This is a genomic window from Ruegeria sp. BK1, from assembly GCF_056535645.1.
In genome coordinates this window covers 159,657-185,711 of record NZ_JBQFIS010000001.1, presented here as the reverse complement: position 1 = coordinate 185,711, position 26,055 = coordinate 159,657, and the positions used below count along the sequence as shown (strand labels likewise).

The window sequence follows — 26,055 nt, the reverse complement described above, 5'->3', positions numbered from 1 at the left end:
TTCAACCCTGCTTGTAGATCGGCAGCAAACCTTGTGTACTTCGCCCCGCACTCTGCGAAGAGAGGGATATGATAGATTTCCTAGTCATCGGTGGCGGTATCGCCGGGCTCAGCGCTGGCGCGCGCCTGTCAGCCCATGGACGGGTTGTGGTTTTGGAGGCCGAAGACGCCCTGGGCTATCACGCGTCGGGGCGTTCAGCTGCACTATTTGAAGAAAATTACGGCCCAGAGACTGTCGTTGCCTTGAACCGGGCCAGCGCCAACTTTCTGAAGACCGACAAGGGTGGTTATCTGACACCGCGTGGCCTAATGCTGGTCGGTCGAGCAGATCAAGCCCTGCAAATGTCCAATGATACCGCATCCTTGAACATGCATCCCATATCAATTGCCGAAGCTGTGAATCGAATCCCAATCCTCAACGCTGACGCCGTTCGCTTTGCAGCGATCAGCGACGCCGCGTTCGACATCGATACCGACGGTCTTATGCAGAGCTTTGCACAAGCGATCCGACGCAATGGCGGAGACATTCTGACGAAATCCCGCGTCACCGCGCTGCGCCGGGATCGAAACTGGATTGTCGAGGCCAACGGCAGCTTTGAAGCTCGCGTAATTGTCAACGCAGCCGGGCCGTGGGTGGACCAGGTCGCGGCATTGGCAGGGATCGAACCGATCGGGATATCTCCACTACGTCGATCGATGGCGCGTCTTCCCGCGCCGGGCGGTCATGATTTGCGAGATTGGCCAATGCTGCTGGGTGCTGGGGAAAGCTGGTACGCAAAGCCCGATGCTGGGAAATTGATCGTCTCGCCATCCGAGGCTGACCCGGTACCACCGCAAGACGCTTATGCCGACGACTTGGTCTTGGCGGAAGGGCTTGCGCGCTATGAAGAAATGGTGACCGAAGCCGTCACGCGGGTCGAGACAAACTGGGCGGGGCTACGCAGTTTTGCGCCTGATGGGACGCTGGTTCTGGGACCGGACCCGATCGAACCCAATTTTATCTGGTCGGCTGGCCAGGGTGGCTACGGGTTTCAAACGGCGGCGGCCGCGTCTAAATTAGTTGCCGACTTGGCAATCGGCGCACCGCCGGAACTGGACGCGGAAATTGTGAACGCCCTTAAACCCGACAGGCTGCGACAATGAGCAAACGAACCCTTCCTCCTAACGCCAGCGTTGCAACTCAGGTCGAGGGCGCCCGAATGGTCGCGCCTGCTGCGACCCGCAATGCAGATGTGCTCTGCGATCTGCTGGCGCAATGGGCCCCTGACAGCGGGAACGCATTGGAAATTGCCAGCGGGACAGGCCAGCATGTGAGCGCCTTTGCCCAGCGCCTGCCCGGCCTGACCTGGCACCCGACTGAGATCGACCCCGACCGCCGCGCCAGCATCAATACATACACGGTCGAGCAAGAGAACATCAAAGTCGCCGCCACTCTGGACGCCACGGCGGAGGGATGGCATCGAGAATTTGGCGGCAAGGATCTTATCGTCCTGATTAATCTGACCCATCTTATCAGCTGGGTTGAAACCTGCACGATTCTAACTGAGGTTTCAAAGGCGCTGGAGCCTAAAGGGCGATTTATCCTATACGGTCCTTTCATGCGCGCGGGCAAATTGACCAGCGATGGTGATCAACGGTTTCACCAGGCCCTGGTCCAACAAGACCCCGAGATCGGCTATAAGAATGACTCCGAAATTGCCGCGTATTTGCAGGCCCGAGGTCTAACGATTCTCAAAATATCAGAGATGCCCGCAAACAATATCGCTTTCATTGCGGAAAACTCGGGCACTTGATGAGAATAAGTTCTCTGCCAAGGATGGGCCCTATCCAATCCATCTTCGGAAACCACGTAATATTTCTCCCCGGAGATGCGCCACGAAAACCTGCTTAAGCAGGTTTGCCTCCGGCGGAGGTATTTTTGAACAGAAGAAGTAACGGGTCGTTAACTCTGATGAGCAATAGTGATTTTGCGGTACAGGCGGAGGCGCCGTTGGCCGTAACAGGAGAAGGCCCCCCTAGCCAAAAGCAGGGGGGCTGGATCATGTCACCAGCCCCCGCTTCTTCTGTTTGAAAATACCTCCGCCGGAGGCATGGGCCGCCTTAGGCGGCCCATTTTGGAGCCCCGCCTAAAGCTAAGCTCAGAATCAACCGTCTTTACGGATCGTTTCGTTCTTAGGATCATAGGGGCTGTCACAAGTCACAACCGCATCCCAAAGCTTGTCCTGAATTTTGACTTGTAGCTTGGTGCCTTCAACTGCCAGCTCGGGGGGCACATAGCCCATGCCGATCGATTTCTCGAAGGCCACCGAATACCCGCCCGAGGTCAAACGACCCACGCGCGCGCCTTCCGGTGTATAGAGCGCTTCGCGACCCCACGGGTCAGCATCGTCTGGTCCATCGATCAGCAGTGTGCAGCACTTTACGCGCACACCGGTCTCTTCCAGCTTGGTTTTGCCGTAGAAGTCTTTCGACAGGTCAACAAAGCGCGGCAGATCGGCCTCGAGGGGGGTCGCGTCGCGGCCCAGTTCGGTGCCGAAGGCGCGATAGGATTTCTCCTGACGCAGCCAGTTCTGCGCGCGGGCACCAACCAGCTTCATACCGTGTTTCTCACCAGCCTTTTCCAACAGATCGAACAAATAGTTCTGCATTTCGATCGGGTGGTGCAGTTCCCAACCCAGCTCACCGGTATAGGCCACACGGATGGCGTTCACGGGGCACATGCCCAGTTCGATCTGACGGGCCGACAGCCATGGGAAGCGCTTGTTGGACAGTGCGGTTTCCGGATCGGCGTCTTTGATGACCGCTTTCAGGACATCACGCGACTTGGGTCCGGCGATGGCGAAGACACCCCACTGAGTGGTCACATCCTGTATCTCGATATACCCAAACTCCTCCATCTTGTCCTCGGCCGCTTTTCGCAGATAGTCCGCGTCATACTCGGTCCAGGCACCTGCGGAGACGATGTAGTAGTGATTCTCGCCATTGCGGACGATGGTGTATTCAGTGCGGGTGGTCCCATGCGAGGTCAGCGCGTAGGTCAGGTTGATGCGACCGACCTTGGGCAGCTTGTTACAGGTGAACCAATCCAGAAACTGGGTCGCGCCGGGGCCTTTGACGACATGCTTGGTGAAGGCCGACGCGTCGATCAGGCCAACGCCTTCGCGGATCGCTTTGGCCTCTTCCACAGCGTGTTTCCACCAACCACCGCGACGGAAGCTGCGGCTTTCCTTGTCGAAATTATCCGGCGCATCGACGGGCCCAAAATAGTTCGGACGTTCCCAGCCGTTCACCCAGCCGAATTGTGCGCCACGCGCTTTCTGGCGGTCATAGGCCGGAACAGTACGCAGCGGACGGCAGGCTTCGCGCTCTTCGTCGGGGTGGTGCAGGATGTAGACGTGCTCGTAGCATTCTTCGTTCTTGCGCGCCGCGAATTCGGTGGTCATCCAGTTCGACGAATACCGTTTGGGGTCCAGCGAGGCCATGTCGATCTCGGCTTCACCGTCAACCATCATCTGCGCCAGATAATAGCCGGTGCCGCCTGCGGCAGTGATCCCGAACGAGAAGCCCTCGGCCAGCCACATGTTGCGCAGGCCCGGAGCGGGGCCAACCAGCGGGTTGCCATCAGGCGTATAGCAGATCGGGCCGTTGAAATCGTCTTTCAGGCCGGATTCGGCGCAAGAGGGTACACGCTCGGCCATCGCCATGTACTGGTCGGCAATCCGGTCGATATCCAGCGGGAACAGGTCCGCGCGGAAGCTGTCCGGCACACCATATTCGAACTGTGCGGGCGCGCCGTGTTCGTAGATGCCCAGAATCCAGCCGCCACGTTCCTCGCGCGCATAAGACTCGTTGTCGGCGTCACGGACGACGGGATGCTCGGGGTTGCCTGCTTCGCGCCATTTGACCAGTTCGGGATCTTTGTCCATGACGATGAAGGTGTGCTCGACCGGGATGGCGGGCATCTTGATACCCAGCATTTTGGCGGTGCGCTGTGCGTGGTTGCCCGAGGCGGTCACGACATGCTCGGCTGTGATGACAACCTGCTCGTCCGACGGCACCAGGTTGCCGCCCTTTTCGACCATCTTGGTGCAGGTGACTTCCCAATGAGTGCCGTTCCAGTGGAACGCGTCAGCCTGCATCTTGCGCACAATATCAACACCGCGCTGACGGGCACCTTTGGCCATCGCTTGTGTCACGTCGGCCGGGTTAATGTAGCCATCTTCGGTGTGATAAATCGCACCTTTCAGATCGCCGGTTTCGATCAGCGGCCAGCGTTCCTTGATCTGCTCGGGTGTGAGCCACTCATAGGCCACATCGCAGGTCTCGGCGGTCGAGGCATAAAGCATGTATTCGTCCATACGCTCTTGCGTCTGCGCCATGCGCAGGTTGCCAACTACGGCAAAGCCAGCATTCAAGCCAGTCTCTTCCTCAAGTGTCTTGTAGAAATCGACCGAGTATTTGTGGATGTGGGTTGTCGCGTAGGACATGTTGAACAGTGGCAGCAGGCCAGCCGCGTGCCAAGTGGAGCCCGAGGTCAGCTCGTCACGTTCGATCAGCATCACATCGTCCCAGCCTGCCTTGGCAAGGTGGTATGCAATCGAGGTCCCGACGGCACCACCGCCAACGACCAGTGCTTTGACTTGGGTTTTCATTCGCCCGTTCTCCGGATTGAGTCTAATTTGCAAGGTTTATGCCCAAGCCCGAGGCCTAAGCGCCAAGTCCAGCCGACGCAAAAAAGTGCAAAACCGACTTTTGGCGTCAGCAATCGCTCAAATGGCAGTGAAAGCCGCTACAGGATCTTGCCGGGGTTCATGATATTGTCCGGGTCGAGCGCCACCTTGATCGCCGCCATATAGCGGGTTGCGTCCCCCAGCTCCTTGATCAGATAGGGGCGTTTGCCCTGCCCTATTCCATGCTCGCCGGTGCAGGTGCCGTCCATCGAAATGGCCAATTCATTCAACCAGCCGACAAACTGATCGGCATTGGCCACCTCGTCGGCGTTTTCCATATCGATCAGCAACAAGGTATGGAAATTCCCGTCCCCGACATGGCCGACCATAGGCGCGATCAACCCAAGTTCCTCTGCCTTGTTTTGTGTGGCGGTGACACATTCGGCCAAACGCGAAATGGGCACGCAAACATCGGTTGAAATTCCGCGTGCACCCGGACGCAGCTGCAGACAAGCCCAATAGATGTCGTGCCGCGCCTGCCACAGCTTACTGCGTTCCTCAGTGGTCGAGGTTGCCGCAAAATCGGTACCGCCGAATTCTTCGGCAATCTGACCGAAGGTTTCTGCCTGCTCGATCGCGCCGTTTTCCGAGCCGTGGAATTCGAGCAAAAGAAGTGGCGTTTCGGGCAATGTCAGATTGGAATAGGCATTGGCCGCCTTTACCGACATTTCGTCCAGCAACTCGATCCGGGCCACGGGAACGCCGTATTGGATGGTCATCATCACCGCCTGGCAAGCCGCATCCACGGTTGGAAAGGAACAGCGCGCCGAAGAAATCGCCTCGGGGATGCCTTGCAGCCGCAAAGTGATTTCCGTGATGACCCCTAGCGTCCCCTCGGCCCCAATCAACAACCGCGTTAGGTCGTACCCGGCCGAGGATTTCTTGGCCCGTTGCCCGGTGCGAATGATCCGCCCGTCCGGCATCACCGCCTCGAGGCTGAGGACATTGTCCTTCATCGTGCCATAGCGCACTGCATTCGTCCCTGAAGCCCGCGTTGACGCCATCCCCCCCAATGAGGCATTGGCGCCGGGGTCGATGGGGAAGAACAACCCCTGATCGCGAAGATGCGTGTTCAGATCCTCACGCGTGACGCCGGGCTGCACGACACAGTCCAGATCACTGGCATTCACGGTCAGAACCTTGTTCATCTGGGTCAGGTCGACCGAGATACCTCCGGCTGGCGCATTGACATGCCCCTCGAGCGAGGTGCCGGTGCCAAAAGCGATCACCGGCACTTTATGCGTGGCGCAGGTTTTGACAATCTCGGATACTTCTGCAGTGGTCTGAGGAAACACCACAGCATCCGGGGACTGGTTTTCAATCCAGGTCGTCGTGTGCCCATGCTGTTCCCGAATGGCCTGGCCGGTTTGCAGGCGGTCGCCGAATTTCTGCTTTAGAACGCCTATGACCGTTTCGATCCCAGCCTCGTTCCGAGGCAAAGCGACTGCCTGCACCATACTGTTCCTCCCCCCCTGATCGCCGGGCTATTCGCCCAGCGCAATTCCTTCGCGACGTGGATCTGCGCCGCCGATCAGGACATCCCCGATCTCAATCGCGTGCAGGCCCGAGGTCAGATCCCGTGGATTGACCTCATACCCAAGCGCAGTCAACTGATCTGCATACCCTTCGGCCGCTGTTCCCAGCTCAACATCATAAGTCCCGAACCGGTTGACCAGATGCGGCAGGGACAGGGCCTGCTGCACGTCCATATCCCAATCCGCCCACGCGATGATCGACTTGGCCACATAGCCAATGATCCGGCTGCCGCCCGGAGAGCCAATAGCCAGAACAGGCGCGCCGTCCTGCATCACGATTGTCGGGCTCATCGACGAACGCGGGCGCTTGCCGGGTTCCAACCGGTTGGCAATTGGCACGCCATCGCGATGCGTCTTGAACGAGAAATCGGTCAATTCGTTGTTCAGCAGAAACCCGTTGGTCATCAATCGAGAGCCAAAGCCGTTCTCGATCGTGGTCGTCATGGAAAGGACGTTGCCAAATTGATCGACAATCGAGATATGCGAGGTCGACGGCAATTCCAAAGATTCATCATCCGCCCAGTTTGATGCATGATCGAAGGCCGGGTTGCCCGGCGCCACGTCGATCAAGGCTTCGCTCTCATTCAACAGACCGCCACGCTCGGACAGATAAGACGGGTCAACAAGCCCGTTGGTCGGCATCGGGACAAAGTCGTGATCAGCCATGTACCGCCCCCGGTCGGCAAAAGCCAAGCGCGAGGCATCGCCGATCAGCCGCCAGCTTTGAACATCTTCCGGTCCCATGGCCGCCAGATCATAACCATCCAGCATGCCCAAAATCTGCCCAACTGTCAGCGCGCCCGAAGAGGGCGGCCCCATGCCGCAGATCTCGTAGGCACGATAGGCGGCACAGACCGGCTCGCGCTCGATCACCTGATACAGGGCCAGGTCAATGCCCGATAGCACACCGGGGTTTCCTTCCGCCCCACGCACCGTGCTGACGATCCCCGCTGCGATCTCGCCACCGTAGAACCCTGCCGCGCCTTCGCTGGCCAAAGTGCGCAGTGTTTCCGCATAGTCGGGGTTCATCAGGCGCTGACCCTGCTCTATCGGCTTGCCATCCGGCAGGAAATATTCCGCCGTCACAGGGAAGCGTGACAACCGTTCGGCGTCCTTTTCGACCAGCCCCGCCAGTCGTGGAGAAACCAGAAATCCGTCCTCGGCCAGCGCAATCCCATCCGCAAACAGGCTGGGCCACGGGCTTCGACCCCAGCGGCGATGCGCCTCTTCTAACAGGGCTGGCGTTCCCGGTGTTCCAACGGACAGTCCCCCGACTACAGCATCGAAGAATTTCAGGGGTTCGCCATTTTCGTCGTGGAACAGCCGGTGAGTGGCCTCAAGCGGGGCTGTCTCGCGCCCGTCCAGCGTGGTCATCTTGCCAGTCGCGGCATCATACCAGACCAAAAACGCGCCACCGCCCAGACCAGAGGATTGCGGCTCGACCAGGCCTAGCACCACCTGAACCGCGACCATCGCATCCGCAGCCGACCCCCCTGCCCGCAGCACCTTGGCCCCGGCCTCAACCGCCAACGGGTTGGCCGCTGCAACCATCCAGTTCTGCGCAGTGACCGGCTTGCCCTCCATCTTCGCCTCAAGCGCGGCAATGACCTCGGCGGTCAGACCTTGAACCTGGCCTTCGGCCCCGCCTTCGGGCGAAACCGCGTCGGCAGCCTCCTGCGCGAAAGCCGGTGACGCAAAGGCCAAAGCCGACAGGAACAAGCCGGAAATCAGACGTCGTTTCATAGTATCCTCCTGAAAAATTGATACCCGGCCAGTCGGCCGTGCCGATTAAAGCATGGCAGGAACCACCTGATCCGGTGGGCGGTGCCCATCTTCGAATGTTTTGATATTAATGATAACTTTTTCGCCCATCTCGATCCGACCCTCCAGCGTGGCGGACCCCATATGGGGCAACAGAACCACGTTGGGCAACTGTCGCAATCGCGGGTTCACGTCGGTGCCGTGTTCGTAGACGTCCAGACCTGCCCCTGCGATCTCACCAGCGCGGATCTGCCGGGTCAGCGCGTTTTCGTCTATCACCTCGCCCCGCGAGGTATTCACGATCACGGCCGAGGGTTTCATCAACTTCAGCCGCCGCGCGTTCATCAGGTGAAAAGTCGAGGGCGTGGACGGACAGTTGATCGAAATCACGTCCATACGCGCAACCATCTGGTCCAGGCTTTCCCAATAGGTCGCCTCAAGCGCCTGTTCCGTCTCAGCGCGCAGCCTGCGGCGATTGTGATAATGCACCTGCATTCCAAAAGCGCTGGCGCGACGCGCCACGGCCTGACCGATCCGGCCCATGCCAAGAATACCCAGCCGACGTCCGCCGATCCGGCCACCCAGTAAGGCGGTCGGAGCCCAGCCTTCCCACTCGCCCTTTTGCATGGTTGTCAGGCCTTCGGGGATACGACGGGTCACGGCGAGGATCAGCGCCATCGTCATATCCGCCGTGTCATCGGTCAGCACACCGGGCGTGTTGGAGACAAGAATGCCCCGCTGACGCGCGGTGGCCACATCAATATTATCGACGCCAGCGCCATAGTTCGCGATCAGCCGCAGGTTTTCACCCGCCTGCCCCAGCACCCCGCCATCAATCGTATCGGTAACGGTGGGAACCAGCACATCCGCCGTTTTGACCGCTGCGACCAGCTCATCTCGCGTCATTGGGGCGTCATCGTCGCGCAGCTTTACATCGAACAATTCGCTCAACCGCGTTTCCACCGCCTCGGGCAACCGTCGCGTTACGACAACACTCAGACGTTCTCTTGGCACCTGTGCACTCCCACTGCTTTGCAAACCTGCGCGCGCCATGTCATCGTGGCGCAGGAAAAGGCGGGGCACAAGAACCCCATGGCATTGAACCAAGCTTTTTTCGCAACAAGATCAACAGGCACAAGAGCAGGCAGTCCGTGAGAGGTTTTCTACCCCAAAAGCGCCGTTTAGCGTCGGTGTTGAGCGTTTTTCTGATCTGGACCGGAGGTCTGGCCGCCAGCGCGCAGGACAAGCGCGGTCCGGTCACGAATCTGCCGCTGCCACGCTATGTCTCGATGAAGGCGGCCGAGGGCAATGTGCGGCGCGGGCCCTCCCTGACTCATCGAATCGACTGGGTGTTCAAGCGGCGCGGCATGCCGCTGCAAATCACCGCCGAATATGGCAACTGGCGCAGGGTCCAGGACCGTGACGGCGCTGGAGGCTGGGTGCACTACGCCCTGTTGTCCGGTGCGCGCACCGTTCTGATCGAAACGGATATGTTGCCGGTCTATGCCAACCCCAGTTCCAGCGCTCAGATCAGCGCGCAATTCGAATCCGGCGTAGTTGCGCGCCTGGGCAGCTGCACATTGGACTGGTGCCATGTCTCGGCCGGAGGACACCGTGGCTGGACGCAGAAATCCAACCTCTGGGGCGTCGACCCCGAAGAAGTTCGGGAATAGCGTCAGGACGTTCGGGCGATGAAATCGCAGGTCAGATCGACCAGTTCCGCCCCGACATCTTCCTGCAGAAAATGACCGGCGTCCGGCAGGATTGTGTGGGGCTGCCCCTTGGCCCCCGGACAGAGCCGCTGAAACACCGTATCTATCCCAGCCATGACCTTGTCATCCGCCCCAAAAGCCGTCAACACCGGGGTCTGCAAAGTGCGGATAAGAGCCCAGGCTTTTCTGTTTGGCTCAGCCTCAGGATCGTCCTGCGATGCTGGCACCAACATCGGGAACTGCCGCGCCCCGGCCTTATAGCTTTCGTCCGGGAATGGCGCGTCATAGGCGGCAATCGTGTCGTCTGACATCGGCTTTTGCGTACCGCCTTTCAAGATCCCCCCCGCCGGGAACACGGGAACCTCCTGGCTGAATATACGCCAGTTTTCGAATGCCTCTCCCATCGGCTGATCGCCGGTAGGCAGGGCCGTGTTGGCAACCACGATACGGGCAAAGCGGTCCGGCATCTCGGCCCAAAGGCGCAATCCGATCAACCCGCCCCAATCCTGACAGACCAGAGTGATATTCGTCAGATCCACCCCGCGCAGCCAGTCCCCCATCCACGACACGTGGCGCGCATAGGTGTAATCCGAGCGCTCGGTCGGTTTGTCAGACCGACCAAACCCGACCAAATCCGGCGCAATCGCCCGATGTCCGCGCGCGACAAAGCCCTTGATCATGTGACGATAGAGGAAAGACCAGCTTGGTTCGCCATGCATCATCAGAACAGGGTTGGCGTCCGCTGGACCTTCGTCCACATGGTGGACCCGAAGTTCTCCGCCTTCGGTATCATCGACCATCGAATAATGCGGTTCGAAATCGTAACCTTCCAGAGATTGGAACCGCTCGTCCGGCGTGCGTAGAAACTTCATTTCCGGTCTATCCTTTTGCAATTTCACTGGCCTGGCCGAGTGCCAGTCTTCGCGATCCCGGCGCGCCAATACCCCCTGGGAAACTTACCGCAGAATCGAACCGACGACATCTACTTGAAACAAGCAACCTGCGCCGCCGACGTTTTCTTGGTAAACCGCGAAATGACCGGCACGGAAAAGCAACTCAAAGCTATGTTTCCAGCGGTTACATATCTTGGCAAATTTTTTTTTGACTGCGTTCATATTTTTGCGGGAAAGGGCTTGAACCCCCCAAACAACAATCGTAGATAGCGCCTCACCGTTGGGGTGTAGCCAAGTGGTAAGGCAGCGGTTTTTGGTACCGTGTATCGTAGGTTCGAATCCTACCACCCCAGCCAGATCATCAGAACATGGAACGACAGCAGGCGCTTGGGGCTAAACCCTCCGAGAAATGCCCCCGTTTATGCCCCAGTGGTTTCAGGTGTTACGGGTGTTGAGGGTGGGCCCTCATAGGTCGTTGAAGGCCCATGCCACAGGTCATAGCAGGTCGCGATCGACCCCGTTCGCCCAGAAGTCCCAGTCGTCGCGCTTGTTATCCGCCGCTGACCCCTCAATCAGACTATCCGGGCGCATACGGTGTACTCCATCCCGCGAGCGCTGGAGAATTTACTCCGAATGAGTTCAATTATGCACTTCCTCTTGATGCAAATCAAAAGTTACATTCTGATTTTGAGATATATTTAAGCACTTTCGGAGTTCTGCAAAAAGGAAGGGGCTGAAGTTTCAATGCTCCGCATTGGTGAAATTGGACCGTTGTCTGCTGCCCATGAGGCCCACGGAAACTTGCAGATCGATACACCAGTTGAGATGAAGAGAAGCGACAGAAAAAGACTTAAAGCGCTGTGCGTAGCTACTTGCTCGCTTCTCTCTGCGTGCGCGCCCTCCCTTCCTGACATAAACACTGCCAATTTAGCATCGCGTTCAACGATAAACTTGTCCGTGCGGATCGTAGACGGAGATGTCCGTAGCACCGCTTATACGCGAGGCGAAGGTGCTGTTTCTGGTATTGGCGCAGGCGCCGGAGGTGCTTTGGAGGCGGGGCTTTCCTCAGCAGACCCATTCGGACTGGCTCTCGGTGTCGCATTAGTTCCTGTGTTTGCCACTGCAGGAGGAATCTATGGTGCCGCGAGTGGAACGTCGCGATCGCGTGAGGAAATTGTACGTGCATTAGATACACTGAACCGGGCATACCAACCATCAAAGTTTGAACGAGCATTCGAAGCGACACTTTCCAATTCTTTGAGTACTGGACTTTTCGATGGCGTGCCGCCGTGTTTCACAACCAGTTCAAGCAGATCAAGCTGCCCACAAGGTGCACAAACTTCCAATCTTGTTATTCGCACCTCGTTTAACCTAGTTCCGGCCGACTCTGGTGCAGGTTCTGGAAATTTGGACTTTATTGTTCAGACGCTTTTGACTGCCGAACCTAAGGGTGTCCTGCAGCCGGAGTGTATTTCGCTCAGATATACGAATTTCGCTGGTAACTTGTTTGAGTTAGCAGAAAACAACGGTCAGCCCATGACAACGTCTCTTCAGTCAACGCTGTATGATTTTGCCGTGGAATTGCCTCTATTTCTTAGATCTGCGGAAGCTGATTGGGGTGAATCAAGTTGGACAAGACTGAGGTGCGCCGAATGATATGTTTGGATTGACATCGTCTCGAGCGTTCAGAGCGCAATTGGAAACTTACGTGCATCCGAGGATTTGCGGATTCGTCTGATTGAGGGGTCGGCGGCGGATAACAAGCGCGACGACTGGGACTTCTGGGCGAACGGGGTCGATCGCGACCTGCCATGACCTGTGGCATGGGCCTTCAACGGCCTATGAGGGCCCACCCTCAACCCCCGTAACCACTGGGGCATAAACGGGGGCATTTCTCGGAGGGTTTAGCCCCAAGTATCTGCTGTCGTTCAATGTCTTGATGAACTGGCTGGGGTGGTAGGAATCCTTGCCGTCCGATGAAACCAATAGGCTTTTCCAAGCGATGACCAGAATTGGGGCGGTTTCGGGGGCATTTCGAGGGTGAGTACAGGGCGTTTCTGACTGCGGTATAAGCACAACCCCATGATAGGTGAACCGACACAACACAAAGTTATTTGTACTTAACAACAGTACCTTCGCCGATGCGACCTCCCCAACTCATTGCACGTACTTTGACTTGAGATATGACTACATTGACAACTGCATCCCCGCCCAACTCAGCCGCGCTCTGTCGCAGCCGAGCCTCAACTTGCGTGACGGTCGGATCTTCATTGAACACTGTAGTTTTATTTACTGCCACTTTTATTTCTTGGATCACGGTATATTCCTGAGAGGCCGTTTTGCCGCTAAACAACTCTATCTGGTCCGCTGTTCTAGTCGCACCCGCTGCCGCCGTGATTCCAGAGTTGTTGATCCCATCTTCTTCCCACGTGCTTGAGCAAGCGCCAAGCAACGCAGCTAAACTCAACGCTGCAATCAACTTCAAAGTAGTTGTCTTCATTTGCTTTCCCCCCACCAAGTTCTTTTCTCATCGCACCGTGAGATGCAGCTACCCCCCTTGATCTATGTCAACGATACATTCGAATAAAAATATATATTGAGGTACTTTCGGAATTTCTTTTGGGAGGAAGAGATGGCTGATCTATTCATATTTCGCACTATTTCTGGAGCATTGGCTTGCACGGCCTTGACGGCTTGTTTGGGCAGCGAAAGCATTGACTCAGGGGCAACCGTTAAGCCGTTTAACGGTTTTTCAAACATTCCCGATAATGGAACGACTGACATAGACGGTCAGGCTGTTACGGCGAACTACGTTGCCGACCCCACTACTGGGGAAGTGGTAATAACTAACCCATCTGGACCGTCACAAAGCACCACCCGCGTAGTCACCAGAAACGGAACGCCAGTTGCATTGACAGCTAGCGCACCTGGATCGTCCGTATCATTTGATACGAGAAACGGCGACACCAGGATCGATGCTCCATTTGTTACAGGCTATGTAACAGCTGATGGTCAAGATTCCGCGACGTTTATCAATCCCGGACAAGCTGGTTATGAATACCAGACCTATGGTGCATGGGTGACAGGGGCCGGCACAGGCGCAGGAACCGTTGGTGCAGGAAGTTATGGGCTTAAAACAGAAGCTACTGACGTTCCTGTTGGAGTCAGCGCAACATATCAGGGCGTCGGATTGGGAGTGGCTCGTCGTGCAGATGGCCAGCCATACCAAACAGTATCCACGGTCACAGTATCCACGGATTTCAACACTGCAAGCATCGATAGTGCGAATACGGCAGCTGTAAATCTCAACACAGCCGCAACGAGCAGTGCACCGGAACTGGATTTTAGCGGTTCAGGCACGGTTAGCGGCTCAGGGTTCACGGCAATTGTGACGGGAACGGGTACATCTGGCTCTGCACAAGGGCAGTTTTATGGTCCGTCTGCCAACGAAGTTGGAGGCACGTATTCAACTTCCGGTCCGGGTGGAGTCTGGCATATGGGAGCGTTCGGCGGAAATTGAGCAAAGAGCTGAATTGCGGCCAACGCAATACTACTCCGTTGCGAATAGTCATTAGGCATATGTGACACTTCACGCACCGTTCCCAAAAGGCGTGCACAGAGTCATTCAGATCGCAGAAGAAAACAATAATCCAGTGGGGTCGCGATGACTTTTTTGCGGTTGATCGTAGTCTTTTTTCTAACCTTTTGCGTGGTTCCCAGTGGAGCGAATGCATCAACCACCGATCCGGCCGCCACCGATGCCAGGTTCAAATCGGGGCTCGCCGCCACTAGCCGCGGTGACTACAGTACAGCAATTGCAATATACCTTAGCATTCTTGCGGAAGATCCTAACCTTACACGTGTGCGCTTGGAGTTGGCGCTGGCTTATTTCCTAAGCGAACAATGGAACCGTTCGCGGTCCGAGTTTTTTAAGGTGCTGTCGGGTGATATTCCGGAGCCTGTTCGACAAAAAGTTCTAAATTTTATTGCAGAAATTGATGCGCGGCGAGGGTTTGAGTTGGATTTTGAGTTTGGGTTAAAAAAATTGGGTTCTACGCGAAACTACGACACAGACCAGATTGAATTAGACTTCTTCGGGATACCTATACCAGCAACTTTAGATCGCTCCAGCAAGACTACATATGGTGTCGGATATTCTGTATCAGCGTTGTGGCGCAAAAGTCTGAACAGGCTTTCAACAAAAGATCGTCGGGTAATTGGCTTCGCAGAGGTGTTCTCATTTGGAGATATTTCAAATGAGAAATCGTTTCGCGACGTGACTTTGGGTGCGCGAGGCGGAGCCCGCTTGGTTTTTCCACGTACAACAGTTGTTTTTAGCCCAGTAGTCTCGACACGCTTCATTGCCGATGAACACTTTGAGGACAGGTTGGGTTTAGAGACTGCGTTCGAGACCAGAAACTCGCAAGCCGTTTCGGTGTTTGGTTCGATTTCAGGGTTTAAATTGAACAATAAATTCGATGATACCTTCAGTGGGCACACAGTGAATGCGAGATTTGGGGTACGGCGTTCATTTTTGGGGCGAAACACTGTTGGAATTGCAATCTTTGCTGAAACCAAATCAACCGATCGCGACATTGATACTTTTGACATCGCAGGTCTGGAGGCTTTTGGCTCGTTTGACGCCGGTGCTGGATTTGTCATTGAACCTCAGGTCTATTTTGCGGTCAAATCGTTCTCTGAGACCAACCCACTTTTCTTCGGCAATCCTGACGAAGATCAGTATGGCCTGCGTCTCAGAATTGAAAAGCGTGACACAATATTAGGGAACGGGCTGATCCCGTACGTTGAGGGCAGTTACAATCGGGTGAAAAGTGGAATTGACGCATTCAGTTATGATGAAACTACGATTGAAGTAGGGTTGACCAACGAATTCTAGTTAGGGAGATTTACTGAACTAAATCAATAATATTGTGTTTCATAAGAAGCTCTGTAAGCAGAGACCATGCCGATCACCTAATTTAGCCCTTTAAGTGCCTACTGAACTGATATTTTTTTCGGCATTCTATTCCGTCACCTAACGTGGTTGTTCCGACAGCTCCGAAAAATGCCCATTTAAGCAAAGAGAAAGCAAAGCGCAGATCCCCCGGCAACCCGCTAAGGGTCGCCGAGGGATAGTTGTCAGGGTGGTCTTCGGTTGACGACGTAGTCAGCCAGCCATTGCCAGTAGGATTCCGCATCACGAAACCCTTGAGCTCGAGCAGCCAGATCTTCCGCCGCTTTACGGGTGCAACCGCCATCGTATTCAGCGATAGCAGCTCGTTCCTCGTACGCGTCTATGTCCGGGAAGCTCATGCCGGAAGTCTTATCTGGTCAACGATGGACCGACGCTGCTCATCACTAATGCCCGCCGAGTAAATCCCGTAGGTGATCCCGTTCTCCGACCGTGCTGATTGGTGACCAACCAGAGAAGCAGTGAAGTGTTCAGGAACACCTGTTCGCTCGCACTGGGTCACAAACCACTTGCGGGTCGAGTGAAACACCAGCCTCGGTCGCTCCAGTCCCAACCGCCGCCTCAGTCTCGCAAACCCCTTGGTGACATGCGCCACGGTCAGATCAGGAAACAGAGGGCCATGGCTAGGCAGTTGTTGGAACGTCCCGTCCAGCACCGGGTGGACCGGAACTAGTCTCTCCGCCGCGTCCGTCTTCAACAGTCTTAACTTATTGGGTTGGACATGAACGAAGCAACCAAGGTTGCCCTTGGCCACGAGGTCTTCCCGGAGCAGCCCAACAGCTTCTCCTGCTCGCATTCCTGACAGCAGGCAGGTCAGCAGAACCGGATGTAACTCCCGGTCCTTGGCTTGGAGCAAGCGCACGACTTCATTGTCAGTCGGGACGGCATAAGGCGCTGGGCGCACCTTGCGATCGAAGAGAACAGTCCGAAACGGGTTCTGTTCCAGATGCCCCTCATAGACCACCCAGTCGAGGAAGTGATTGACCTGTGACCAGATACGTCGCTGGGTTCTGGCTGTTATGGTCACCGACCCCCGAGACGAGAACGCGACCAGTTGGTCCAGGGTTAACCCACGGGTCCGCTCTGACTTGCCGATCATTGGAGACAGTTGGGCTATTGCTGACAGGAACTCCCGCCCGTCTGCTCTGGTCAAACTGCAAACTGAACGATCAGCAAAGCGACTAGTGAATAACCCGACAGAGTATCGGACCGATTTGAACCCGCTGGGGCGAAGCTCGTTACTGCGCTTGTTCAGATAGGCCCGGCTCAAGTCACGAACCGGCACTTTCACCAGCACGGATGGTCCGGCAAAGCTGGACCGCTCCAGACTGCATCCAGAGTCCTCGAGAGTGGCCCGGAGACGGACGAGAGACGACTCTGGCTGGGCAACCCAATCAGGAACGTCAGCGGTGCTCACCGGGGCAGACAGGGCTACTTCTGCCTGCGACCGAACTCGTTCCATCAGCGTCTCGAACCGCGCATTAACCTCAGCGACTCGGACGCGGGCAATGTTGCGGTCACTGGTCTTGAGGCTCTACTTCAGCGCCTGAGCGCCTAGCGCGAGGGCCACATCAACGGGATAGTTGCGTCTGAACAGCCACGTATGGCCCTTCAGATATACGGCACGATTTCCCCTCGTGAATTCTAATAGTCGCAGCAAGGCTATTTTCACTCAAGAAGACTTACAATGAGCAACGCATAGAACACCTGATGTTCCTATCAAGGACACCCACACCAGCCCCCCAAACCGCCAACACCAGCGACCAGCCTTCAGCCCCCGAAACCAGTCGTCAGCGGTCCAGAACGGTTCTTTAGCGGTCTCGTCAGCACTCGTCGGCACTCGTGAACTGCCTTTCTAGCAGACAAAATGCCCCCGCAATCGCCCCAGTTTCAGCCACCGGTTGGAAAAGCTCTTAGGTTTCATCGGACGGCAAGGATTCCTAACACCCCAGCCAGTTCATCAGGACATGGAACGAGACTAGGCACTTAGGACTAATCCCTCCAAGAAATGCCCCAGTGGTTTCGGGTATTCGGACGCACTCCGATCTCTCCTCTAGCGGAGGTTCTATGGAGGTAGGAAATTGACTTACGACGTGTCTTATCGTGATCGGGAAGAAGTCACGAACCAATTTGCAACTGGATTTTTCCGTTCGCCGCACCGGCGCTGACGCCGCAATGGTCAATGGCCTAAGGCTTGTAACAGAGCCAAAGTGGCGCCTCCACCTAGCGAGCGTAACTCTGTGTCCATGCCAACCTACAGCAGATCAAACAACCGGCCCGGCTCGTTGCCTCGACGCGGCAGTTTCAACGCACGCATCACCGAAAATATCATCGCCTGATTTGAGGTGACTACTGGTTTATCCAGCGCAACCTCGATGCGTTCAACAGCTTCGACTGATCGCATGTCGGTGCAGCTGAGAACGATTGCACGCGCATCGGGGTGATCGGCCTGACAGGCCAGATCGAACACTTCGTCCGGGGTCAGCTCGCCTTGCCCATAGTTGCCCAGCTCGCGACCTACATCGGCACATTTGACGGTTGCGATCTGGTTTTGCGCTAGAAACTCCACTGCCTGCAAGTTGATCTCGCCCAGATAGGGCGAAGAGAAACCGATCTTGGTAACACCAAGCGCCTGAATCGCGGCCACAAGTGCCCCTGCCGCCGTGAAGGACAAGGCACCCGATACCTCTTTGATTTCGCGTGCCAAGTCGGCGTCAAAGGATGGTCCATGGGTCAAAGTGGCCGAGGTGCAGCCATAAAGCACAACATCGGGGCGCACGCCTGAGATCATTCGCAGATCATGGCTGATATCCGAAGCACCCAGCCCAGCCATTTGTTCCGTGCCGGGGATCTGATCCACGTCATAGCCGCCTATGCGTTGAAAATGGATGGTAGTATCCGGCGACCGCATCAACTCCATATCCGGTTCCAGATTGGTGTTGGTGAAAGGCACCAGGACGCCGATTTTGGCCCGCCGGCGGGTTTCGTAGCTCATGATAACACCCCTTTCAGCACCTTCAGGCAGCGATCCATGACCGATACCTCACAGATCGTGGCGCGTAGGCAGTCGTTGAGGCCATAGCCACCCATGCCGCGCATCATCAGATTTTCGGCCCGCAGGGCCGCATCCGCACGTTGCGCCTCTTCATCCGAGGCAAAGCGCAGCAGAACAAAGTTGGTGTTACTTTCCGGGACGTTCAGGCCCATTGCGCGGCAGTCTTCAGTAAACTTGTCGCGGATTTCGGCGGTCCGTTTGACCACATTTTGCATATGCGCCTGATCCCGCATGGCGGCGGCGGCGGCGGTCTGTGAGGCAATCGAGATGTTGTTGGGATTTAGAAGCTTGCGCATCACACCCGAGATTTCGGTTGGGAAGTAGCCCCATCCAACGCGCGCGCCTGCCATACCGTAGGCCTTGGAGAATGTACGCATGACCACGGTATCGCCGCGGTTTGTCAGGGCGAATATTTCGGTGGGGTCATGGGCATCATCGGAAAACTCGGCATAGGCCTGATCCACGACCAGCAGAATATCTTTAGGCAATCCGTCCCGCAGTCGCAGAACCTCGGAATTGGGGATCAAAGTGCCGGTCGGGTTGCCGGGATTGCAAATAAAGACGATCCGGGTCTCGGGCATCACCGTGGCCAGGATGCCGTCGACGGAGACGGTCAAGTCGAGCTCGCGGGCCTTGACGTAATCAGCCTGCACCTGCGCCGCTGCCGTGGACACAAACGCGTATCCGAAATCTGTGCCCAGTACCTGGTCACCGAGGCCTACATAGGCCCGGATCAGGCAACCGATTAACTCCATCGAGCCTGCGCCGCACAGTATCCGTGCCGGGTCCAGCCCGTGCACATCTGCAATTGCAGCACGCAGATCGGGCCATTCCGGGTCGGGATATAGCGGCAGATCGGTCATTGCCGCTTGCCCAGCTGCGATTGCGTTAGGGCTTGCGGCAAAGGCGCTTTCGTTCTGGGCCAGTGAGATGACGCCCGCGCCACCCAGATCAGCCAGCGCATAGGCCGTCATCGCATCCACATGGGGAACCGGGCGGATCATGCGTCACCTCCATAGGCTTTGGCACCCTCAGCGGTGACCAGACCGCGTTTGAGGTCCAGCGCCAGCGCATCGGGGTCACGGTCAGTAGGGGCGCCGAACCCGCCACCGCCGGGGGTGTCGAAGATCAGGTAATCGCCGCCTTCGACGCGTAGCTCTCCCTTGCCCGGGAGGTCGTTGTCGCCGTCGCGGAAACGGATGCGTCCTGGCGCGCCGGGCTGCCCGCCCATGCGGCCAAGGGCGGGAAACTTCAGCCGTTCAACCGATAGGAATACGATGAACGGCGCGTCATTGGACGAGGTCATCTCGATCCGCTGCCCGAGACCGCCGCGATACTTGCCCGCGCCGCCAGAATCGGGGCGCAGTTCACGTCGCCAGATGGTCACCGGTGCCACACTCTCGGTAATCTCGACTTGACTGCCAAACACCCCCGAGGGGTAGGCGGTGGCTGACAGCCCATCCGCATGAGGCCGCGCGCCGGTGCCGCCATTATGAACCGGCTCAATCGCAAACTCGCGTCCACCGTCGCGGGCAACTTCGGGAGCGTGACGCATGGGCAGGTCAAACATGCAGCTTGCACCCTCAGCCGGGACCGCGTCGGGTAAGGCCTGATGCAGACAACCCAGCACAAGATCGGGGGTGACCTGACCCAGCGTGTGCCGCATCGCCACTGGAACCGGACGTTGGGCGTTTAGAATGCAACCCTTAGGGCCGTCCACGGTAAACGGTTCCAGCGACCCGGCATTATTGGGGATATCCGGACCAACGATGCAGCGCAGCGCGAATACGGTATAGGCGGTGGCATAGTTGAGCGGCACGTTTATGCCTTTGCGCGAACAGCCTGAAGTGCCGGTGAAATCCACATGCATGCCCGACTTGCTGACGGTGAGTGTCGCTTGCATCACCAGCTCATTTTCGTAGCCGTCCATCTTCAGGACGTTCTTGTATACGCCTTCCGGCACCTCGGCGATTGCCTCAAGCGTGCCATGGCGCGACGTGTCGATGATATAGCTGCCCAAGCGGTCCAGATCGTCGATGCCAAACTCGTCCATCATCTCGACCAGCCGGGTCACGCCGGTCTCGCAACAAGCGATCAGCGCATAGATGTCGCCTTCGTTTGCAATCGGCTCGCGGCTGTTGGCGCGAATGATATTTAACAGCAGGGCGTTTGGAGTGCCTTCTTCGACCAGTTTGCAAGGGGGGATCAGAAGCCCCTCGTCATAGATATCCGACCCTTCGGGCCCCATTCCAAGACCACCCAGATCGACCAGATGCGAGGTGCACGAGGTATAGCCCACGACCTTGCCGTTCTTGAACGCCGGCATCATCAGCAGAAAGTCGTTCAGATGCCCCGAGGCAAGCCAGGGATCATTGGTCATGTAGATGTCGCCGGGTCTCATGGTCTGCTCCGGGAAATGCTCACGCAGATGCATAACCGCCGCAGCCATGGTGTTGATATGTCCCGGTGTGCCGGTGACGGCCTGCGCCAGCATCCGGCCCTGCTCGTCGAAAATCCCGGCAGAAATGTCGCCGCACTCGCGTACGATTGGCGAAAACGCCGCTCGGATCAGGGTCTGCCCCTGTTCTTCGACCACCGCCAGCAGTCGGTTCCACATCACTTGCAGGTGGGCCGGAGAAAGATCAGCAGTCATAAAGCGCCTCCTGTCTGGTCATGGATCAGGACAAGATTCCCAATTGCGTCTACATGCGCCGAGAAATCAGCCGAGACCAGCGTGGTGGTTTGCGGTTCATAGATCAGTGCGGGGCCGGGAACGAAATCACCAGGTTTCAGATCCGCGCGCGCAACAAAGGCTGCGTCTTTCAAAACACCGTCAACATCGCAGGTAATGAGTCGCCATTCGGCCACGTTAAAGGCACGGCGATCAGGTGTTTCCGGCATCGGAGGCACATCGCTGTTTGGGGTTGCGACCCGAACGGCCCAGTTGAGAATCTCGATCGCCATTCCCGGCACAGGGCGCGAGAATTGTTTGCGATATTCATCCTCGAACGCGGCGGTTAGGCGGATGATGTCATCCGCCCCCAATGCACGGTCTGGGAGCGTGATTTCTATCTCGTGCCCCTGACCACTATAGCGCATGAAGGCGGTCCGCCGGGTTTCGGCCGCCCTACCGCTGGCACCCTGGGCCACGACCTCCTTTGCCTCGGCAATCATTGTTTCGAAAAGGTCGTTCACGCCATCTATATCCATGCTGTTGAGCTGGGAGTAGCGTGAGCGGACGATCTCAAACGACACAGGTGCGAACAGGAAACCAACTGCGGACCCAACGCCCGGGTTAGGCGGGATCACGATGCGCGACACACCGGCAGAGCGTGCAACGCGACTGGCATGCAGCGGACCGTTGCCACCGAATGCGATCATAGTACGCGGGCCCAGATCCTTGCCCGATTCCACCGCATGCATGCGCCCGGCGCTAGCCATGCTTTCGTCTACGATGCGACTGACCCCATCTGCCGAGCCTACGGCATCCAACTCCAACCTTTCACCGATCACTCGGGTCAGGGCAGCCTTGGAGGCATCCGGATCAAGCTGGATTTGCCCTTCGGCGAATGTATTTGGCGCGATATAGCCTAACGTAATGTCGCTGTCAGTCACGGTCGGCTCAGTGCCGCCCCGGCCAAAGGCGACCGGGCCGGGTTCCGATCCGGCGGATTTCGGGCCGACAGTCAGACGGCCCAGACGGTCGACACCGGCGATGGATCCGCCGCCTGCGCCGATCTCGATCATCTCGACCACCGGGATGCGCACCGGCATGCCTGATCCCTTGATGAAACGTTCCGCCCGCGCGATCTCGAACTGGCGCGAGGTCTGGGGCCGGGCATTGTCGATCAGGCACAGCTTGGCGGTCGTGCCGCCCATGTCAAAGGACAGCACATCGCCAATCCCGGCCCGCGCCGCTATGCGCGCGGCAAGGATAGCACCCCCTGCAGGACCGCTTTCCACCAGCCGGATCGGGAATCGGGTGGCAGTCCGCTCGGTGCACATGCCGCCTCCGGCGGTCATCATCAGGATCGGGCATGTCACGCCCTCGGCTTCGAACCGGGTGACGAACCGGTTAATATAGCTTTCCATCAGCGGCTGAATATAGGCATTGGCAACAGTGGTGCAGAGTCGGTCGAACTCGCGCGCCTCGGGACTTACTTCGGACGAGATTGAGACCGTCAGGTCCGGGCGTCTTTCGGCCAGAATGTCACGCAGGCGGCGCTCGTGCTCGGGATTGGCATAGGCATGCATCAGGCAGATCGCGACCGCCTCGGCACCGCTGACGTATAGATCAGCCATCAGCGCATCAATCGCGTCGTCTTCGAGAGGGATCAGGACGCTGCCGTCTGCCGCCATACGTTCCCGAACGGTCAGTGCCCGTTCGCGTGGTACTAGCAGATCGGGCTTTTCCAAGTTGATGTCATACTGCGAATAGCGCCGCTCGTACGCGATCTCCAGGATGTCCCGGAAACCTTCAGTCGTCACTGTCACCACAACCGCGCCGCGTCGTTCAATCAACGCATTGGTTGCCAGCGTTGTGCCGTGGATGAAGCCTGTCACATCGCTCAACGCGCGCCCGGACTGGGTAATGACGCGCTGCGCGCCTTCCATCGCCCCATCTGCGGGGTTTTGGTGGGTGGTCAAAGTCTTGGTCGAGGCAACAATGGTCTCGTCGCCGGATACAAGCACCGTATCCGTAAATGTGCCACCAGTATCAATGGCTAAGCGCAAGCGTTGAGCGGTCACGTGGTATTCCAAATTCGCCTGAGTTCGTGCAGATAGAGCGCCCTTTCGGGTGATCACATCCGTTGCGGCACAAGGTTACAGCCGGTGGCACGGCGGTCCAGACGTTTTGTAGTACGATTCCGGTTCATTTTTCGAGCTTGCCCAGCTTTCGACAAGAGACAAGCGCGTTCGCGACAAAAAGGCCTGCAAGCGACAAGAATCATCGCTGCAGGCCAAGAAATCTACCGGTGTCAGACCGTCGGACGGGAAATACGCTATTAGGCAAACCAACAACGCTCGTGAGCTTTGGCAACATCCATTTCCCTATTTGCGGCGATACTGCCCTGCGTCAGAGTGCTGCTGACACTCATGATGTGGTTGGCAATCATCGGGACAAGCACACCGCCGTCATCATTGACCAGCTTTTTTCGCTTCGGAATTCAGCTTCGATTCTGTCGCAAACTTTTGATTGTCGACGGTCTCGTGGCTGAACGGTGAATGACTTCAGGTCTTGATCAATTGAAAACCCAATCATGAATTCACCGCTACGTGATTTAACCAGCAGTGAACGTCGGTTGGCTGCGAGTGCTATGGGTCCTCAATCTCCCCTACAACCTCCTCCTCCCTCTATACAATGTGGATCAGAAACGAGGATACTCGGGCTTCTCTATTCTTCGGTTTCTGTTCACTACAAATACCTATTCCCCGCCCCCATAGGACCCCTGCTAAAAAATTCATTAAAGACGAGAGGTCAGAGGGTGCCAGAACAGCCGAGGCATAAACGGGCATTTCTCGGAGAGTTGAGCCCCTGTGGCATGCCGCCGTTCCATGTATGATTGAACTGGCTGGGGTTGTAGGACACCTTTCGAGACCACTAGAGACCCGTTCACAGGCTCTGGCTCGGTCACCGACTAGTCGTTCCGGGCTCTGACGGGTGGTCGCTGGTACTGGCGGGGGTGCTGTTTAAAGGCTAAGGCGGAGCGATCTTTCATTCCTAGTGCAGCGAATGGCTGTTGAGAGCCCAAAGATACCGGTTTCTGCAGTCCGCACTGGCGACGGCATTGCGCAAGAAAGCAAATTTTACGCAATCTGAGAAGACGTCGCTTACCTTGCTTCCCACTATCGATCTCAACTTCGCGCTGGTTTTAGGAATTTTGACCGGAGGACCTGCGCCAGCGGAGATTTTTTCGACCTTCGTATTCCGCCCCGCTGTTGTGCGCGATTCTATCGCATTGGGCTAACCCAGCCTTGTTTTCGTAACTCGCGTAGCACGGCCTCTGCGTTCTCGACATCTTTGTGGATACTTTTGAGCATCGCATCTATCGGTGCTTCCGGCCATGCGCGCTCAAGTTCAGCCAGTTTGGCTTTAGCCGCATAGTCTTGCCCCATAGCTGACAACGCTGCCGTTACATAAGCTAGTGAAGGAGCGCTGAGTGGATCGCCAAGTTGCTTTGCCTCTTCAAAGCGCTCTACCGTTGTTTGATATTCACCCAGATGAAAATACGTCGCGCCGGAAATGTTTCGATTTGCAAATCTTTGGTTGCTGGAATCCAGCAGAGATAGCCTGTCTGCTGTTTCAATAGCTTCTTCGAATTCGCCTGAAAACATGGCCACCGCGCCAAGAAAGTCGAGGACTGCTCCATCATTCGGATCAAGTTTTGATGCGCGTCTACTGAGTTGCAGCGCAGCCTCATAATCGCGATTGGCAAAACTGGCCCAGCTTTTAGCAGACTGGCTCCAGGCTTGATCTGGGGCAAGGCTTACCGCCTGGTTCGCCAGCTTCATAGCGGCTTCAGCGTATTCGGTCTTGGCATCGGATGGCGGAGTTATCACCGCAAGTGACGCGAGTGCCTGCGCTGCACCGGCATATCCAGCGAAATATTCTGGGTCGATCTCGATCACGCCCTCAAACACAGACAGAACAAGTAGCTGCCGCTGTCGGTCGAAGATCGGAAATATCATTGTCCGCGCTTGTTGCGCCAAATTGAATGCTTGTAACGCGGCTGGGGATTTCTCGTAAATTGCCGCGCGCTGCAAGTATGCGTCCGTGTCAGTTTCTGATGAACCACTCACTTCAGCAAAAGCAGTTTCCTGTCCATCTTGGGCAAGACCAACTGCGACCAACGCGCCAACGACGGCCCCTATGGCGAACGCCCCTAAGGGTAGTCCAATGCGTTTGGTTTTTGTTGAGATTGATACTGAACTGGTTTCTGAGACAGTTTCGAACCGCGGCCTATATCCGCCGCTGTCTACACACAGTCTTACCGGATCATCCCTACCGATACCCTCGTAATGCAGTTCCAAGAACTGACGAAGTCGACGTGCATCGACGCGAACGATATTTTCCGGGTCGGTCCCCTCTGAGGTATCGCGGTCATAAACATCTTGGGCGATAGTCTTGCTGCGAATTTGATCTCCCCGACCAGCGAGATCTTCTTCGACGATGTACGTCAGGAACGCCTGAAGCCTATCGGATCCATCCAGATGAGCGTCAGCAATCAACCTGCCGAGGGCAGCGCGCTTCTCGCCGTCCGAGATGTTGTCAGATTGCCGTACCACATTCGTATTTTTGCATTTATTGGCATGTGAGTCACCCCGTTATTCACCGTGAGTCACTTACGTGAAAGTCCCCTAAACCCTAAACTTTTAACCAAAACAGCGAGCCGGAGC

General features: G+C 56.8%; 18 protein-coding genes and 1 tRNA gene. 7 read left to right on the top strand and 12 right to left on the bottom strand.

The window, feature by feature from the left end; translation table 11 throughout:
• The first annotated feature begins 68 nt into the window (after positions 1-68).
• Positions 69-1,142 (top strand): NAD(P)/FAD-dependent oxidoreductase, encoded by a 1,074-nt coding sequence (locus ACR3E7_RS00865; RefSeq protein WP_480503331.1) that lies wholly within the window; start codon positions 69-71, stop codon positions 1,140-1,142.
• Positions 1,139-1,792 carry a DUF938 domain-containing protein gene (locus tag ACR3E7_RS00860; RefSeq protein ID WP_480503332.1) on the top strand — a complete coding sequence of 218 codons (654 nt, stop codon included), beginning with the start codon at positions 1,139-1,141 and terminating at the stop codon, positions 1,790-1,792. The genes ACR3E7_RS00865 and ACR3E7_RS00860 overlap by 4 nt, the downstream gene beginning before the upstream one ends.
• A 351-nt stretch (positions 1,793-2,143) precedes the next feature.
• Here ACR3E7_RS00860 and ACR3E7_RS00855 read toward each other — a convergent pair whose 3' ends face one another.
• From ACR3E7_RS00855 to ACR3E7_RS00840, 4 genes are all read right to left on the bottom strand, one after another.
• Entirely contained in the window at positions 2,144-4,651 is a 2,508-nt protein-coding gene (locus ACR3E7_RS00855) for a GcvT family protein (RefSeq protein WP_170768963.1), read from the bottom strand.
• Positions 4,652-4,788: 137 nt separating this feature from the next.
• Positions 4,789-6,186, bottom strand: a complete 1,398-nt coding sequence (locus ACR3E7_RS00850) for an FAD-binding oxidoreductase (protein WP_170788135.1) — start codon at positions 6,184-6,186, stop codon at positions 4,789-4,791.
• Positions 6,187-6,213: 27 nt separating this feature from the next.
• Positions 6,214-8,007, bottom strand: coding sequence for a gamma-glutamyltransferase (gene ggt, locus ACR3E7_RS00845; RefSeq protein ID WP_480503333.1), 1,794 nt, complete (start codon positions 8,005-8,007; stop codon positions 6,214-6,216).
• A gap of 45 nt (positions 8,008-8,052) precedes the next feature.
• Positions 8,053-9,039 (bottom strand): 2-hydroxyacid dehydrogenase, encoded by a 987-nt coding sequence (locus tag ACR3E7_RS00840; RefSeq protein ID WP_170787414.1) that lies wholly within the window; start codon positions 9,037-9,039, stop codon positions 8,053-8,055.
• 179 nt (positions 9,040-9,218) lie between these two features.
• Between ACR3E7_RS00840 and ACR3E7_RS00835 the strand changes: the two genes are divergently transcribed.
• A complete protein-coding gene (locus tag ACR3E7_RS00835; RefSeq protein ID WP_237217912.1) occupies positions 9,219-9,698 on the top strand; it encodes an SH3 domain-containing protein in 480 nt (159 codons plus the stop codon).
• Between the two features lie 2 nt (positions 9,699-9,700).
• Here the strand turns inward: ACR3E7_RS00835 and ACR3E7_RS00830 are convergent, their stop codons facing one another.
• Complete coding sequence (locus ACR3E7_RS00830; protein WP_480503334.1) at positions 9,701-10,609, bottom strand: haloalkane dehalogenase; 909 nt, start codon at positions 10,607-10,609, stop codon at positions 9,701-9,703.
• A gap of 302 nt (positions 10,610-10,911) precedes the next feature.
• Here ACR3E7_RS00830 and ACR3E7_RS00825 point away from each other — a divergent pair.
• Together ACR3E7_RS00825 and ACR3E7_RS00820 are read left to right on the top strand one after the other, a co-directional pair.
• Positions 10,912-10,986 (top strand) — tRNA-Gln (locus tag ACR3E7_RS00825).
• A 388-nt stretch (positions 10,987-11,374) separates the two neighbouring features.
• A complete protein-coding gene (locus ACR3E7_RS00820; RefSeq protein WP_480503335.1) occupies positions 11,375-12,286 on the top strand; it encodes a hypothetical protein in 912 nt (303 codons plus the stop codon).
• Positions 12,287-12,740: 454 nt separating this feature from the next.
• Here ACR3E7_RS00820 and ACR3E7_RS00815 read toward each other — a convergent pair whose 3' ends face one another.
• A complete protein-coding gene (locus ACR3E7_RS00815) occupies positions 12,741-13,130 on the bottom strand; it encodes a hypothetical protein (protein ID WP_480503337.1) in 390 nt (129 codons plus the stop codon).
• Between the two features lie 132 nt (positions 13,131-13,262).
• Here ACR3E7_RS00815 and ACR3E7_RS00810 point away from each other — a divergent pair, with 132 nt between their 5' ends.
• Both ACR3E7_RS00810 and ACR3E7_RS00805 read left to right on the top strand, forming a co-directional pair.
• Positions 13,263-14,150, top strand: coding sequence for a transferrin-binding protein-like solute binding protein (locus tag ACR3E7_RS00810; protein ID WP_480503338.1), 888 nt, complete (start codon positions 13,263-13,265; stop codon positions 14,148-14,150).
• A 144-nt stretch (positions 14,151-14,294) separates the two neighbouring features.
• Entirely contained in the window at positions 14,295-15,527 is a 1,233-nt protein-coding gene (locus ACR3E7_RS00805; protein WP_480503339.1) for a tetratricopeptide repeat protein, read from the top strand.
• A gap of 412 nt (positions 15,528-15,939) precedes the next feature.
• Here ACR3E7_RS00805 and ACR3E7_RS00800 read toward each other — a convergent pair whose 3' ends face one another.
• The 6 genes from ACR3E7_RS00800 to ACR3E7_RS00775 form a co-directional block, all read right to left on the bottom strand.
• Complete coding sequence (locus ACR3E7_RS00800) at positions 15,940-16,899, bottom strand: tyrosine-type recombinase/integrase (RefSeq protein WP_480503340.1); 960 nt, start codon at positions 16,897-16,899, stop codon at positions 15,940-15,942.
• Between the two features lie 957 nt (positions 16,900-17,856).
• Positions 17,857-18,597 carry a maleate cis-trans isomerase family protein gene (locus tag ACR3E7_RS00795; protein ID WP_170775625.1) on the bottom strand — a complete coding sequence of 247 codons (741 nt, stop codon included), beginning with the start codon at positions 18,595-18,597 and terminating at the stop codon, positions 17,857-17,859.
• Positions 18,594-19,661, bottom strand: coding sequence for a pyridoxal phosphate-dependent aminotransferase (locus ACR3E7_RS00790; protein WP_480503341.1), 1,068 nt, complete (start codon positions 19,659-19,661; stop codon positions 18,594-18,596). Before ACR3E7_RS00790 ends, ACR3E7_RS00795 begins: the two co-directional genes overlap by 4 nt.
• A complete protein-coding gene (locus tag ACR3E7_RS00785; protein ID WP_480503343.1) occupies positions 19,658-21,310 on the bottom strand; it encodes a hydantoinase B/oxoprolinase family protein in 1,653 nt (550 codons plus the stop codon). Before ACR3E7_RS00785 ends, ACR3E7_RS00790 begins: the two co-directional genes overlap by 4 nt.
• Positions 21,307-23,406, bottom strand: a complete 2,100-nt coding sequence (locus tag ACR3E7_RS00780; RefSeq protein ID WP_480503344.1) for a hydantoinase/oxoprolinase family protein — start codon at positions 23,404-23,406, stop codon at positions 21,307-21,309. The genes ACR3E7_RS00785 and ACR3E7_RS00780 overlap by 4 nt, the downstream gene beginning before the upstream one ends.
• A 1,203-nt stretch (positions 23,407-24,609) precedes the next feature.
• The gene (locus ACR3E7_RS00775) at positions 24,610-25,944 is read right to left on the bottom strand and encodes a tetratricopeptide repeat protein (RefSeq protein WP_480503345.1); all 1,335 of its coding nucleotides are present in this window, start codon (positions 25,942-25,944) and stop codon (positions 24,610-24,612) included.
• Positions 25,945-26,055: the final 111 nt, after the last annotated feature.